This is a genomic window from Rhodoferax sp. GT1R46 (assembly GCF_056521285.1).
This window is the reverse complement of record NZ_JBWMBC010000003.1, coordinates 190,805-205,281: the sequence shown is the minus strand read 5'-3', so window position 1 is coordinate 205,281 and position 14,477 is coordinate 190,805. Positions and strand designations below refer to the sequence as shown.

14 protein-coding genes and 1 pseudogene are annotated in these 14,477 nt (G+C 58.7%); 8 read left to right on the top strand and 7 right to left on the bottom strand.

Annotated features, from left to right (window positions below):
- Nucleotides 1-362: 362 nt before the first annotated feature.
- The 5 genes and pseudogenes from AC097W_RS09530 to AC097W_RS09510 form a co-directional block, all read right to left on the bottom strand.
- A pseudogene (locus AC097W_RS09530) lies at nt 363-782 on the bottom strand (3'-5' exonuclease); the annotation flags it as partial.
- A gap of 11 nt (nt 783-793) precedes the next feature.
- Entirely contained in the window at nt 794-1,339 is a 546-nt protein-coding gene (locus tag AC097W_RS09525) for an NUDIX hydrolase (RefSeq protein ID WP_479602265.1), read from the bottom strand.
- A gap of 26 nt (nt 1,340-1,365) precedes the next feature.
- Nucleotides 1,366-1,854: an OmpA family protein gene (locus AC097W_RS09520; RefSeq protein ID WP_479602264.1), complete on the bottom strand. Its 489-nt coding sequence runs from the start codon at nt 1,852-1,854 to the stop codon at nt 1,366-1,368.
- A 57-nt stretch (nt 1,855-1,911) separates the two neighbouring features.
- Complete coding sequence (locus AC097W_RS09515; protein ID WP_479602263.1) at nt 1,912-2,607, bottom strand: fumarylacetoacetate hydrolase family protein; 696 nt, start codon at nt 2,605-2,607, stop codon at nt 1,912-1,914.
- Nucleotides 2,608-2,638: 31 nt separating this feature from the next.
- Nucleotides 2,639-2,941, bottom strand: a complete 303-nt coding sequence (locus tag AC097W_RS09510; protein ID WP_479602262.1) for an antibiotic biosynthesis monooxygenase family protein — start codon at nt 2,939-2,941, stop codon at nt 2,639-2,641.
- A gap of 72 nt (nt 2,942-3,013) precedes the next feature.
- On the opposite strand from AC097W_RS09510, the gene maiA reads away from it, so the two are divergent.
- Both maiA and pgeF read left to right on the top strand, forming a co-directional pair.
- On the top strand, nt 3,014-3,679 hold the full coding sequence (gene maiA, locus AC097W_RS09505; protein ID WP_479602261.1) for a maleylacetoacetate isomerase: 666 nt from the start codon (nt 3,014-3,016) through the stop codon (nt 3,677-3,679).
- 2 nt (nt 3,680-3,681) lie between these two features.
- Nucleotides 3,682-4,476 (top strand): peptidoglycan editing factor PgeF, encoded by a 795-nt coding sequence (gene pgeF, locus AC097W_RS09500; protein WP_479602260.1) that lies wholly within the window; start codon nt 3,682-3,684, stop codon nt 4,474-4,476.
- Here the strand turns inward: pgeF and AC097W_RS09495 are convergent.
- On the bottom strand, nt 4,408-4,677 hold the full coding sequence (locus AC097W_RS09495) for a hypothetical protein (protein ID WP_479602259.1): 270 nt from the start codon (nt 4,675-4,677) through the stop codon (nt 4,408-4,410). The two genes, pgeF and AC097W_RS09495, sit on opposite strands and share 69 nt — an antisense overlap.
- 181 nt (nt 4,678-4,858) lie before the next feature.
- Here AC097W_RS09495 and AC097W_RS09490 point away from each other — a divergent pair, with 181 nt between their 5' ends.
- The 6 genes from AC097W_RS09490 (at nt 4,859) to AC097W_RS09465 (ending at nt 13,518) form a co-directional block, all read left to right on the top strand.
- Complete coding sequence (locus AC097W_RS09490; RefSeq protein WP_479602433.1) at nt 4,859-6,502, top strand: PHA/PHB synthase family protein; 1,644 nt, start codon at nt 4,859-4,861, stop codon at nt 6,500-6,502.
- A gap of 34 nt (nt 6,503-6,536) precedes the next feature.
- Complete coding sequence (locus AC097W_RS09485; protein WP_479602258.1) at nt 6,537-7,715, top strand: acetyl-CoA C-acetyltransferase; 1,179 nt, start codon at nt 6,537-6,539, stop codon at nt 7,713-7,715.
- A 103-nt stretch (nt 7,716-7,818) separates the two neighbouring features.
- The gene (phbB, locus tag AC097W_RS09480) at nt 7,819-8,556 is read left to right on the top strand and encodes an acetoacetyl-CoA reductase (RefSeq protein ID WP_479602257.1); all 738 of its coding nucleotides are present in this window, start codon (nt 7,819-7,821) and stop codon (nt 8,554-8,556) included.
- A gap of 146 nt (nt 8,557-8,702) precedes the next feature.
- On the top strand, nt 8,703-9,659 hold the full coding sequence (locus tag AC097W_RS09475; protein ID WP_479602256.1) for a 1-phosphofructokinase family hexose kinase: 957 nt from the start codon (nt 8,703-8,705) through the stop codon (nt 9,657-9,659).
- Between the two features lie 155 nt (nt 9,660-9,814).
- Nucleotides 9,815-11,104, top strand: coding sequence for an HD-GYP domain-containing protein (locus tag AC097W_RS09470; protein ID WP_479602255.1), 1,290 nt, complete (start codon nt 9,815-9,817; stop codon nt 11,102-11,104).
- A complete protein-coding gene (locus AC097W_RS09465) occupies nt 11,101-13,518 on the top strand; it encodes a sensor domain-containing protein (RefSeq protein ID WP_479602254.1) in 2,418 nt (805 codons plus the stop codon). The genes AC097W_RS09470 and AC097W_RS09465 overlap by 4 nt, the downstream gene beginning before the upstream one ends.
- Here AC097W_RS09465 and AC097W_RS09460 read toward each other — a convergent pair.
- Nucleotides 13,515-14,330, bottom strand: a complete 816-nt coding sequence (locus tag AC097W_RS09460; RefSeq protein WP_479602253.1) for a sulfite exporter TauE/SafE family protein — start codon at nt 14,328-14,330, stop codon at nt 13,515-13,517. The genes AC097W_RS09465 and AC097W_RS09460 overlap by 4 nt on opposite strands.
- Nucleotides 14,331-14,477: the final 147 nt, after the last annotated feature.

Below are 14,477 nucleotides of genomic sequence, written 5' to 3'. Positions count from 1 at the left end.
AGAGCGCCCAGTTCACCCGCTGTCTCACGCCACTCCACACGGCGAATTTCCTGCAGGATGCGCATCTCGCGCGCCACTTTACTTGCGGACTGGAAATGCGACATCACCCGGGTACGCAGGGTCACGCTTTTCCCCACATACAGCGGTAGGGGGCCTTCGCCAAAAAAAAGGTAAACGCCCGGTGTGTCGGGAATGTCGGCAATCGGCGTTTCCAGCAAGGGCGGCACGCTGGCGCTGCCCTGCAGGAGGTCACTCGCTTCGCGCTGTACAACCGCTTGTCCCAATTCCCTGGCGGCAATGTGCAGCCAGGCCAGCACCATGTCCACGTCGCCCATGGCCCGATGGCGGTCCTGGGTTTGCAGGCCGTGGCGCTGCATGATGGCGTCGAGCCCATGGCTGCGGTGCTGCGGGTACAGTTTGCGGGACAGCCGGACGGTACACAGGGTCTTGACCTTGAGCGCCACGTCCAGCCGCTGCAACTCATTCTGCACAAATCCGTGGTCAAAGCGCACGTTGTGGGCCACAAAGACGGCACCGTCCAGCATGTCCAACAATTTGGTTGCCACCGCTTCAAAGGACGGCGCATCTTCCACCATCGCGTTGGTAATGCCCGTCAGGTTCTGGATAAATGGCGGAATGGATACCCCCGGGTTGACCAGTGTGCTCCAGCGCTCCACTTCAACGCCGTTCTCCATTCGTACCGCTGCGATTTCGGTAATGCGGTCGTGCACCGCGTTGCCCCCGGTCGTCTCCAGGTCCACAATGACGTAGCAGGGCAGCATGCCGGGCAGACCTAGACGATATCGACGATGTGGATACCGTATTGCCCCGTGCGGCGATCGGCAAAGTAACGCTCCAGCGTTTCCTTGACGGTTCTGAACGCGATGTCGTCCCAGGGAATTTCATCCTCGGAAAACAAACGGGCCTCAATGGTTTCAGTGCCCGGGTTGAACTGGTCGCTTAGCAGCCGCGCCCGGTAAAACAGGTGAACCTGACCCACCCGTGCGACGTTGAGCAGAGTGAAAAGGCTCTGCATTTCAATTTGTGCGCCGGCCTCTTCGTCGGTTTCACGCTCGGCACCTTCGGCCGTGGTTTCGTTGAGTTCGAGAAAACCAGCCGGTAGCGTCCACTTGCCCCAACGCGGCTCGATATTGCGTTTGCACAGCAATACCTTGTCGCCCCAATGCGGTACGGTGCCTACGACGTTGAGGGGGTTCTCGTAATGGATGGTGGTGCAGGCCGGGCAAACGGCGCGTTCTTTGGTGTCACCGTCATCGGGTACCCGGTAGATGACGGCCGCGCCGCACTGCCGGCAATGTTTGATGGGGCTGCGCAGCACGGTGTGGTTCAGGTTCGGTTGCGAGTCTATTGAACGCTGACGTCAACGCGACGGGCCTCGGCATTGCTGCCGCTGCCGCTCATCAACTCCGGCTTTTTCAGTTCGATTTTGTCTTCGCCAACACCCAAAGCCTTGAGTGCATCCCGCACGGCAAAGGCGCGCTGCTTGGCCAGTTCTTCGTTTTTGGCCATATCACCTGTCTCGTCATGGAAACCGCTGATGACGGCTTTCTTGCCTTCGCCCACGGCTTTGGTGATTGCACCAAGTGCCTCGTTGGCACCCGTCGCAAGGTCCGCCTTGGCTGACGCAAAGTAGAACTTGACGACACCGTTCTCAATCTTGATGCTGGCGCCATTTGCGTCAGGCTCGGCGGCTGACTGGGCGGCCACTGTTTGGGTTGCATCTGCGCTCTTTTTGTGCGTTGCTACGCCAATGACCAGGCCGATCACCAGGGCGACAATGCCAAACACCACACCAAATACGATTCCCTGGTTGTCGTCGTCTGAAGAAAACATGTTTTTTTTACTCCGAATAATGAGTTGTGAATTGTAGGAGATGGCCGAAAGGTGAGGTCACTCGACACGGACCTGAAGGGTCTGCAACCCGCTGATTCCGCCCACCATCGTGTCTCCGCGCACGACGGCGCCAACGCCCTCGGGCGTGCCGGTAAATATCAGGTCGCCGGGCTGCAGGGCCCATGCAGCAGAAAGCTGTTCAATGGTTTCCGCAATGTTCCAGATGAGTTTGTCGATGGAGCTGCGCTGGCGATCCTGTTCATTGACTTGCAGGTAAATCCCGGCACTGCCAATGTGGGGCACCTGGGCTGCTGGCGTAATCGCGCCTATGGGCGCGGAATGGTCGAAGCCCTTGCCAATGCTCCAGGGGCGGCCCTGTTTTTTCATGTCGTTTTGCAGATCGCGCCGGGTCATGTCCAGGCCCACCGCATAGCCATAAATGTGCTTGCTGGCATCGGCTGCCGAAATGTTGGCGCCACCAACACCAATCGCCACAACCAGCTCTATTTCATGGTGCAGGTTGCTGGTCAGAGTCGGGTAGGGCATCACGGCAGTGGTGCCTGGCTCGGCTACCAGCACTGCATCCGCGGGCTTCATGAAAAAGAAGGGGGCCTCGCGCCCAGTTCCACCCATTTCCTTGGCGTGCTCCACATAATTACGGCCAACGCAGTAAATGCGGTGCACTGGAAAGCGGGCGGTTTCACCCACAACGGGCACGCTCGTGAATGCGGGGGGCACAAAGACAAAGGACATGGCGGGAACTCCTCCTGTAGGTTCGGTCGGACTATTCTGACTTGGCAACCAGGTCAAAGTGCTCCACCACCGGTGGCACTGCAAAAAACGGACCTACGATGGCGCGCCATTGGGTGTAGGCATCGGACTGGCGAAACTCTACCGTGTGATCCTCCAGTGTGTCCCAGAAGATTTGCAGCAGGTAGCGCTCAGGGCTCTCCAGGCCGCGGTTCACCTTGTAGCCGTTAAAGCCCTTGGTGAGCCCAATAACGGAGTTCAAGCCGCGCTCGATGGCCTCTTCAAAGGCAGCATTCTGGCCGGGGTGGATGCGGATGTCGGCAAGTTCGAGAATCATGAAGGGCTCCGGGTGCAGTTTGTTGGATGGTTAATAACCCAATGGTAACGGCCCTGGTTTATCCTTTACCGGATGAAGCTTTACAACTACTTTCGCTCATCGGCGTCTTTTCGGGTGCGTATTGCACTGGAATTGAAGGGTTTGCCCTACGAGTACGTGGCCGTGCATTTGGCCCGTGGTGATCATCGGCTGGAAGCCTACCGGGCCATTTCCCCCGATGTGCTGGTGCCGCTGCTGGAGGTCGATGGGCAGCGCTTGTCGCAGTCCATGGCCATCATCGAGTATCTGGATGAAGTCCATCCGGAACCGGGTTTGCTTCCTGCCGACCCTCTGGCGCGCGCGCGGGTACGGGCCTTGGCCCAGTCGGTTGCCTGTGAGATTCACCCGCTGAACAACCTTCGGGTCCTCAAGTACCTGGTCGCAAAACTGCACCTGGATGAGGATGCCAAAACGACGTGGTACCGCCACTGGGTGCGTGAGGGGCTGGAGTCCCTGGAGCGCCAACTGGTGGTGCTGGAGACCCACCGCGCACAGAGCGGCTGGGAACCGTCGGTCTATTGCTACGGAGAGACCCCCACCCTGGCGGACTGCGTTCTGGTGCCACAGATATTCAATGCCAAGCGCTTTGCCGTGCCGCTGGAAGGCTTGCCGCGAACGATGGCCGCTTTTGACGCGTGTATGCAACTGGACGGTTTTCAGCGCGCACAGCCGGAAAATTGCCCGGACTTCGAGGCCTGAGCATGCCAGTGAGCCCATGGAACCCCGACTGGCTGGTGCCCCAGTGGCCGGCGCCTGCCAGAGTGCGGGCCGTGTGCACCACCCGCGCCGGTGGTGTGTCAGCCGCTCCGTATGACACCCTGAACCTGGGCAACCATGTTGGAGACGATTCTCTTCACGTGCGGCATAACCGCGCGTTACTGCAAGACGCATTGGGAGCCAGGCCAGTTTTTCTGGACCAGGTGCACGGAACCCAGGTTCTGGAAATCTCGCCCCGGACCATGGACAGCCTGCAAGCCGATGGTGCGCTAACGCGTGAAGGCGGTGTGGCATGCACGGTCATGGTGGCCGACTGCCTGCCGATTCTCTTGTGTGATGCGAAAGGCAGCACAGTGGCTGCGGTACATGCCGGATGGCGGGGACTGGCAGGTGTGAACGGAAACGGGGTTCTGGAAGACGTTCACCATCTTTTTACGTCTGTAGCCCCCGCGGATATTGCGCAACCAGCTATTGAATTGATAGCATGGATCGGGCCTTGTATAGGTCCGGACGCATTTGAAGTCGGTCCCGACGTCCTGGATGCATTTGTTGCAACGCATGCGCAAGCCGTTGCGTGTTTCAAGCCGCTGCCCAGTGGCAAATGGCTGGCCGATTTGCCAGCGTTGGCGCGCCAGCGTTTGCAGGCCTTGGGCGTGTCACAGATCTATGGCAATGACGGCAGCGCGGGCTGGTGCACGGTGGGCAATCCGCTACGGTTCTTTTCGCACCGTCGGGACCGGGTCAGTGGGCGCCAGGCTGCCAGCATCTGGCTGGAGTGAAGCGCGTTCTGCCGCTTCGCGTGCCTTGATTGCGCGCTTGCGCCCGGGAGAGCCCATGAAATACAGCACCAGCGATACCGGCAGCACCCCATATAGAACAAAAGTGATGACGGCGCCCAACAGTGATCCGTTGGAGTTCGTGGCCTCGGCCACGCTCATCATGAGGGCCACATAAAGCCAGCCAATAGGAATGATGTACATAGGTTTTGTTTTTGCTTTTTGTCAGGAAATCGTAGGTCAGATACTGACATACTATGGTTTTAGACATGCTTGCCTAAAACAAAATAAATGAGGAGACCGTGTGACACAAAACGCTTCCGAGTTATGGACCCAGGCGTCCCAGCAGCTTCAGCAGTCGCTGTCCGACGGGTGGACGAAGGCCATGCAGTCTCTTCAGAGCCTGGATCTGGGTGCTGCTGGTGCAGGTTTTCCGGCACCCACCGGCCAGCCTCCCGAGATTCGCTTTGCCCCTGAACGTCTGCAGGATTTGCAGAAAAAATACCTGGAAGATGCCGTGGGCCTGTTCAGTCAGGGGCTGGCCGTTCCGACCTCCACGGGGGACAAGCGCTTTGCGGATGCGGCGTGGGGCAGCAATCCGCTGGCAGCGTATTCCGCCGCGGTGTATCTGCTCAACACGCGCACCATGATGGGTCTGGCTGACGCCGTCGAGGCCGATGAAAAGACCCGTACCCGCATCCGCTTTGCGGTGGAACAGGTGATGGCGGCAGCCGCGCCCAGCAATTTCATGGCGTTCAATGCCGAAGCCCAGAAAAAAGCCATTGAAACCAAGGGTGAAAGCATCGCCAAAGGCATGCATAACCTGCTGAACGATATGCGCCAGGGCCACGTCTCCATGACGGACGAGAGCCTGTTTGAAGTGGGCAAGAACGTGGCCACCACCGAAGGTGCGGTGGTGTTCGAGAATGCATTCTTCCAGCTGATTGAGTACAAGCCGCTCACGGCGAAGGTGTATGAGAAGCCGTTTTTACTGGTTCCGCCCTGCATCAACAAGTTCTACATTCTGGACTTGCAGCCCGAGAACTCGCTGATCCGTTATGCCGTGGCACAGGGGCACCGCACATTCGTCGTCAGCTGGCGCAACCCGGACGCTTCCATGGCGAATGCCACATGGGATGACTTTATTGAAAGCGCGGTCATCAAGGCCATAGCCGTCACGCGTGAAATCACCGGTGCGCCCACCATCAATGCACTGGGTTTCTGCGTCGGCGGCACCATGCTGGGCACCGCATTGGCTGTGTTGGCGGCCCGCGGCGAAAAGCCTGTGGCCAGCGCCACTTTCCTGACCAGCTTGCTGGACTTCACGGACACGGGCATTCTGGATGTGTTCATCGACGAATCCTTCGTCCAGTACCGCGAAAAGGAAATGGGCAAGGGCGGTCTCATGAAGGGGCAGGACCTGGCATCCACCTTCAGCTTTCTGCGTCCCAATGACCTGGTATGGAACTACGTGGTGGGCAACTACCTCAAGGGCGAGACGCCACCGCCGTTCGATCTGCTGTACTGGAATTCCGACAGTACCAACCTGCCGGGCCCTTTCTATGCCTGGTATTTGCGCAACACCTACCTGGAAAACAACCTGATCAAACCGGGCAAGGTCACCGTTTGCGGCGAGAAGGTGGATTTGAACCGTGTGGACATGCCGGTGTACATCTATGGCTCACGCGAAGACCATATCGTGCCGATTGGCGGCGCCTACGCGTCGACCCAGGTGCTGCCCGGCAAAAAGCGATTTGTGATGGGGGCTTCAGGCCACATTGCCGGCGTCATCAACCCACCGGCCAAAAACAAGCGCAGCCACTGGATTCGCAGCGACGGCAAATTGCCCAAGACCCAAACCGCATGGCTGGAAGGTGCCGTGGAGCACCCCGGAAGCTGGTGGACCGACTGGTCGCAATGGCTGCAGAGCCATGCGGGCAAACAAATTGCTGCCCCCAAAACCTATGGCAAGGGCAAATACAAGGCGATGGAGCCGGCCCCCGGCAGCTACGTAAAAGCCAAGGCCTGATTTCTTGACAACTGACACATTGAAGGAGACAAAAATGGAAGACATCGTTATCGTTTCAGCCGCGCGCACCGCGGTCGGCAAGTTTGGTGGCGCGCTGGCCAAGACACCCGCACCCGAGCTGGGTGCTGCGGTCATCAAGAGCCTGCTGGCCCGCACCGGGCTGACCGCAGACCAGGTCGGCGAAGTCATTTTGGGTCAGGTGCTGGCGGCGGGTTCCGGACAAAATCCGGCCCGCCAGTCGGTGATGAAAAGCGGTCTGGCCAAGGAAACCCCCGCGCTGACGATCAATGCTGTGTGCGGTTCGGGTTTGAAGGCCGTCATGCTGGCGGCCCAGTCTGTGGCGTGGGGCGATAGCGATATCGTGATTGCGGGCGGTCAGGAGAACATGAGCGCCAGTCCGCACGTCCTCATGGGCTCGCGCGATGGCCAGCGCATGGGCGACTGGAAGATGATCGACTCCATGATTGTGGATGGCCTGTGGGACGTCTACAACCAGTACCACATGGGCATCACCGCCGAGAACGTGGCCAAGCAATATGGCATCAGCCGCGACATGCAGGATGCGCTTGCGCTGGCCAGCCAGCAAAAAGCTGCGGCTGCACAGGATGCAGGCCGTTTTGTGGACGAAATTGTGCCGTTCAGCATTGCCCAGAAGAAAGGCGATCCGCTGGTGTTTTCTGCAGATGAGTTCATTAACCGCAAGTCCACCGCTGAAGTGCTGGCAGGTTTGCGTCCGGCATTTGACAAGGCCGGCGGCGTGACCGCCGGCAATGCGTCCGGCATCAACGACGGCGCTGCTGCCGTGATGGTGATGACCGCCAAGAAGGCTGCAGCCCTGGGCCTCACCCCTATGGGGCGTATCGCCAGCTTTGCCACCAGTGGTCTGGACCCCGCCCTCATGGGTATGGGCCCTGTACCCGCGTCACAAAAGGCGCTGGCCCGTGCCGGCTGGAAGGCGCAAGACCTGGACCTGCTGGAAATCAACGAAGCCTTTGCTGCGCAAGCTTGCGCCGTCAACAATGAAATGGGCTGGGACACGTCCAAGGTCAACGTCAATGGCGGCGCTATCGCTATTGGCCACCCCATTGGAGCGTCCGGCTGCCGCATTCTGGTGACGCTGCTGCACGAAATGCAACGCCGCAACGCCAAGAAGGGCATTGCCAGCCTGTGCATTGGTGGCGGTATGGGCGTAGCGCTGACCATTGAACGCTGATATCAAGCGTCAATATGGAGTGATTTAGGGCTACCAGCCCGCATAGAGACTGCGCTGGTAGCTCCTGTTTTTGTAGCAAGTAAAACCAAAGAGGAGATGGAAGATGAGTCAAAAAGTAGCTTATGTAACGGGTGGTATGGGTGGTATCGGTACCGCCATTTGCCAGCGCTTGCACAAAGAGGGTTTCAAGGTCATCGCCGGTTGCGGCCCCACGCGCGACCACGTCAAATGGATTGCTGAGCAAGCTGCGCTGGGTTACACCTTCTATGCGTCAGCTGGCAATGTGGGCGATTGGGATTCCACCGTCGAAGCCTTCACAAAAACCAAGGCCGAGCACGGCAGCATTGACGTGCTGGTGAACAACGCTGGTATCACCCGCGACCGCATGTTCCTGAAAATGTCCCGCGAAGACTGGGACATGGTCATCGAGACCAACCTCAACAGTATGTTCAATGTCACCAAGCAGGTGGTGGCGGACATGGTGGAAAAGGGCTGGGGCCGCATCATCAACATCTCATCGGTCAATGGCGAAAAAGGCCAGGCTGGGCAAACCAACTACTCGGCTGCCAAGGCCGGCATGCACGGTTTCTCCATGGCGCTGGCACAAGAGCTGGCCACCAAGGGCGTGACGGTCAACACCGTGAGCCCTGGCTACATCGGTACCGATATGGTTAAAGCCATTCGCGAAGATGTACTGGCCAAGATTGTTGCAACGGTGCCTGTCAAGCGCCTTGGCGAACCCAGCGAAATTGCGTCCATCATTGCGTGGCTGGCCTCCGAAGAAGGTGGCTACGCTACCGGTGCAGACTTCTCGGTCAACGGTGGTTTGCACATGGGCTAGGCGTCATTCCAGGCAGTGCCAGTCAGTGAAGCTGAACTGTTTGGGTTGGTAAAACAGGACGTGTCAACCACGTCCTTTTTTTATGGCGCTTCAAATGGCCGGTAAGCGTTGCCGGTTGTGTCGGCTCACATGATATTCTTTCCGTCATGACCGACATATTGACCGTAACCATGAACCCGTGCATTGATGTTTCCGCGGTCACCGAGCACATTCGCCCCACCAGCAAATTGCGTTGCCAGCAGGTCCAGCGGCATCCTGGAGGGGGTGGCATCAACGTAGCCCGAGTTTTGCACCGTCTTGGTGCCGATTGCACTGCGCTTTACCCGTTAGGCGGATCCACGGGACAACTGCTGGCGCAGCTCATGGACGAGGAGGGCGTTACCAGTGTGAAAGTGCCCATTGCCGGCCACATTCGCGAAAGCTTTACCGTCGCCGAAACCAGCAGCGCGCAGGAGTACCGATTTGTACTGCCAGGCCCCACATTGCAGGATGACGAATGGCAAGCTTGCCTGGACCGAATTGCTGCCATTTCCCCGAGCCCGCGCATTGTCGTGGGTAGCGGCAGCCTGCCTCCCGGTGTTCCAGCTGACTTTTATGGGCGTCTGGCGCAACAGGTCAAGGCGGGCGGAGGCAAGTTCATTGTGGACACGTCCGGACCTGCGTTGGCCGCGTCTCTGGAGCAGGGCGTGTTCATGGTCAAGCCCAGCCTGCGCGAGATACGGGAGATGACCGGGCAGTCTCTGCTCACCATGGCAGAGCTACGGCAAGTGGCCCTCCAATGGGTACATGACGGAAAGGCCGAGCTGGTCGTGGTGTCCATGGGAGAGAAGGGAGCGTTGATGGTGACGGCGGGTTCAACTCTTTTTGCGCCCGCATTAAGTGTTGACGTGGTCAGTGCAGTAGGGGCAGGCGACAGTTTCGTAGCTGGCATGGCCTGGGCACTTGCCGCCAACAAGGATACTGAAGAGGCATTCCGCTACGGCGTGGCATGCGGAACTGCGGCATTGATGAGTACCGGTACCGGTCTGTGCGTGCCCGTTGATGTTTATCGGATATTCCCTCAGGTGAAATGCACAAAAAGCTTGCCCTTTGAACCGGTTTAGTCATGCTTGTGTGATAAAAGTCACACATCTGTATTCCGTTTGTGTTCTGTCGCCTTTGCCGGGCTAGCCCGTCTGGGTGCTGTGTGAACACAATGACTCCAAACAAGATGAGTGGCCAAGGGGGCCGAATGAACCAGTTCGGTGGCAATTAGTTTATGAAAAAAGATGAGTCCGATTACGTTGATGTCAATCAGCTTCAAATAGGCATGTTCGTGGAATTGGGTGTGGGCTGGATGGCGCATCCGTTCCCTGTGGGCAGCTTCAAGATCTCTTCGGAAAAACAGATTGAAACCATTCGCAGCCTGGGTTTGACCCGTGTGCGCTATGTTCCGGAGAAAAGTGACCCGGTTCACTTCGTGGCGGACCCGTCCGTCGGCCAACCGGCAGTCCCGGTTGTGTCCGAGCGCGCGGCGCAAGCGCTGCGAGACGAAGCGACGCGCATGCGACGCGCCCAATTGCTGGGTGCTCAGCAACGCAGCCTTGCTGCGTGCGAGCGGCGGTTCGGTGAAGCAGCGCGCCAGTACCGCCAGACACTGGATCAATTGCATGCCCAACCGAGAGCCGCAGCTGATCAATGCCAGGCAATGATTGCCGGCTTCGTTGGGGAGATGACTGCAGATGGTGAATCCGCCATCCGGCTACTCACGGAGGCCGCTGGAGAGAAGTCCTCCATGCACTCGGTGAATGTCACCATCGTTTCTCTCTTGCTGGGCAAGGCCATGGGCATGCACGCAAACGACCTGATTGATATGGGCGTAGCGGCCTTTCTGCACGACATAGGCAAGACGGAGCTTCCGGACCGGGTCCGATGGTTTGAAGAAAACTTTTCGACGGCAGAGTACAAGCTGTACCAGGAACACGTTGCTCTCGGCGTGCAGATAGGTGTGAGCATGGGGCTCTCCAGAGGTGCGATGCTGACGATGTCGCAGCACCATGAACTGGCAGACGGCAGCGGTTTTCCTGCGCGAATCAAGGGTGCCAGCATGACAGCGGGCGCCCGTATTCTTGCGCTTGTCAATCGTTATGACAACCTGTGCAACCCCAGTCGACCCGCTTTGGCAATGACACCCCATGAGGCGCTTTCGCTCATGTTTGCACAACTCAAGACGCGCTTCGATTCCGTGACCTTGAGCGCCTTCATTCGCATGATGGGTGTGTATCCGCCCGGATCGGTGGTCCAACTGATCGATGATCGTTTTGCGATTGTGGTGTCGGTTAACTCTTCGCGTCCTCTCAAACCAAAAGTTATTGTTCATGAGCCGGGTGTGTCCAAACACGAAGCACTGATTCTGGATCTGGAGCACGCTTCGAACGTGGGGATTCGTCGCAGCGTCAAGCCGGCAAACCTGCCCAGCGCAGCCCTGGATTACCTCGCACCTCGCCAACGCATCAGTTACTTTTTCGAACGTTCCGGCGATTCCCAAATGCAGGAGCTCTTTGCATGATGGAGGCTGAGTGGGCAAACCTGCTGGACGGCATGCTGGAGGCGGTATGGGTGGTGGACCCCAAGAGCCTGCGCATTGTTGCCGTCAACCAGGTAGCCGCCACGTTGGTCGGTATGGACCGCCGCGATCTATTGGGCAAACCTGCGATTGAGCTGACAGCCACACCGGAAGACCTGTTTTTTTGGGAAGACGTGGCGGCGGGTCTGGCCGACAGCATTCACACGGACACCTTGTTGCGTTGCGCCGATGGCGTCGCGGTGCCCGTGGAGCGCAAGGTCAGTCGGGTATGGCTCAGCCCGGAGTCGCCCATGTTCCTGGTCGGCCTGCGTGACTTGCGTGCGCAGGTTCAGGCCGCGGATGAACTGGAGGATCGCCTCGCCGAATTGCGGGCGACGCTGGAATCCACGGGCGACGGAATTCTGGTCACTGACCTGACGGGTACGATTCGCAATTTCAATCGTCGATTTGCGGAGTTGTGGAGGATCCCGGAGCCCGCGCTGAAGTCCGCTGACCCACTTACCCTGTACCAGCATCTGGCCAGTTGCATGCTGGATCCTGTGGCCTACCAGGCGCGACTGGATCACATCATGGGCGATGTCGCACTGGAGGCCACCGATGTTTTGCTGCTGAGCGCGGGCCGCGTGCTGGAACGCGTGACCCAGCCCCAGTACAGCCGGGGCCGGGCGTTGGGGCGGGTGTATTCGTTTCGCGATATCACCCAACGTGTCGATGCGGAGTCGCGATTGCGGTTGGCCGCCAAGGTGTTTGACTCCAGCCTGGATGCCATTTTTATCACCGATGCCCATTTCGACATTGTTCAGGTTAACGCACGGTGCGAAACACTGACTGGCTGCACCTGCGCGCAACTGTTGGGCACGTCGGCCCGCAAGCTGTTTCATGCGCCACAGCAGGTTGATTTCTTCAACGAAGTGGAGCTGAGTCTTGAGTTGAATGGTTCGTGGTCTGGCGAAGTCTGGCGCACGACGGGTGACCGGCCTTGTGCTGTCGAGTTGAGTTGGGTTTCGCTGCGCGATAGCCAGGGCGTGTTGCAGCACACGGTTGGGTTTTGCAGGGATTTGACCGAGCGCCTGGAGGCGCAGAAACGCATTGAAGTATTGGCCTATACAGACTCACTCACCGGCTTACCCAACCGGCTGTCCTTGGGGCAGCGCATCGATTTCACACTGCGCCTGGCGCAGCGCAATGGCGGTACCTTTTCTGTCCTGTTCATTGATCTGGACCGTTTCAAAAACATCAATGATTCGATGGGTCATGCGTTTGGTGACCAGGTGCTGATTGAAGTTGCTCATCGCATCCAGGGCTGCCTGCGTGAAATTGATACCTTGTGCCGCCTTGGGGGTGATGAGTTTGTCGGCTTTCTGCCGGATTCGGATGCCTATGCTGCTGAAATTGTGGCGCGGCGCGTTTTGGAGTCCCTGGCCCAGCCGTTTTTGGTTGATCGCGTGAATTTCTCGCTGGGTTGCAGTATTGGCATTGCGATGTACCCCGAGGATGGCAAGACGCTCGATGAGTTGATCCAGTGCGCCGACACCGCCATGTACCGCGTCAAGGATCGGGGTCGTGGCAACTTCCGCTTCTATCAGCCCCAGATGAACGTGGACTTGCTCTCGCGCATGAAGATGGACCACGCCATGCGCCAGGCCATGGAGCAGGGCCTTTTTCGCCTGCACTACCAGCCACAGATATCGTTGTGCGACGGCCGCCTGCTCGGGGCTGAGGCGCTGGTGCGCTGGCACGACGCAGAGCTGGGCAATGTGCCGCCATCCCTTTTTATTCCACTGGCAGAAGAGTCAGGCTTCATCATCGCCATCGGAAATTGGGTCATGGGTGAGGCCGTACGTCAGGCCACGCTGTGGCAGAAGGCGGGGCGCCCTGTTGTGGTTTCCATCAATGTGTCGGCCTTGCAGTTTCAGCAGCCGGACTTTGTGGAGCGTGTGAATAGCACCATCCGCAGTGCGGGCCTGGATGCGTCGCTGGTGGAACTGGAACTGACGGAGTCCATTTTGCTCAAGGACGCCAACGAGGCACTGGCGCGGCTGCATGCCCTGGCCGACCTCGGTGTCAGTCTCGCCATTGATGACTTTGGTACGGGTTATTCCAGTCTGGCCTATCTCAAGAAGTTTCCCATTTCCAAACTCAAGATCGACCGGACCTTTGTCATGGGCTTGCCGGCCGATGAAAGCGACCGGGCCATCGTTGGCGCCACCATTGCCATGGCGCGCGCGCTCAAGTTATCGGTAGTGGCGGAAGGTGTGGAAACCGCCGCACAGCGCGACTACTTGCAGGAACTCCATTGCGCGGCTTTCCAGGGATTCCTGTGCTCGCCCGGTTTGCCGGCGGCCGATTTTGAGAAGCTGATTGCCAGTCTGCCCAAGGCCGGGGGCGCGTCTTAGCTGCGCAAGCCTTTCCAAAGCATATAAGAGGCCAGACCATACAACACGGTCGCAAACACCCGCTTGAGCTTGGCAATCGGCATGCGGTGTGCCATTTTTGCGCCCATGGGCGCTGTCAGTACGCTGCAACAGGCAACCACTACCAGCCCTGGCAGCCAGACATAGCCCAGTGAGTAGGGCGGCAAGCCCGACATCGTGGAGCCACTCACCACATAACCCACCGTGTTGGCCGCAGCAATCGGGAAACCCAGGGCCGCACTGGTGGCTACCGCGTTCAGTATGGACACGTTGTGCGCCACCATGAAAGGCACACTGACAAAACCGCCGCCAGCACCCACCAGACCGGACAAGAATCCTATGACGCTGCCAGCGGCCACCTGCCCTGCAGTGCCTGGCATCTGGCGACTGGGCTTGGGCTTTTTGTCCAGGAACATCTGGGTTGCCGAGAACCCCACAAACAGTGAAAAGAAAATGGCCAGCCAAGTGCCTTTGAGTATCGAGAAAACCCCGACGCTGGCAATGGCGCCGCCGAGCACAATGCCGGGTGCCAGCCCCTTGACGATGTCCCAGCGCACGCCACCGCGCTGGTGATGGGCGCGCACGCTGGAGATGGACGTGAAAATTATGGTCGCCATGGACGTTGCGATGGCCATCTTGATGGCCAAATCCGCCGGCACGCCGCGCGCCGAGAGGATGATCGTCATGAAGGGGCCGATCAGCATGCCACCGCCTATACCCAGAAGACCCGCCAGGTAGCCGGTAGCCAGACCCAGTGCGGCGAGTTCAACAATCAACAGGGGTTCAAAAGTCATGAATGTGAAAGGTGTCTGCGAATGCCACCGGACCGGCATCCTGAACCATGGTTCAGGTGGGCGAGGTCAGCGCAAGCTTTGGGTTCATCTAACGCGAGATGATCACGCTAGCTAGGCAATGTTCCAAGCCCGGGCTCTAAGAGCATT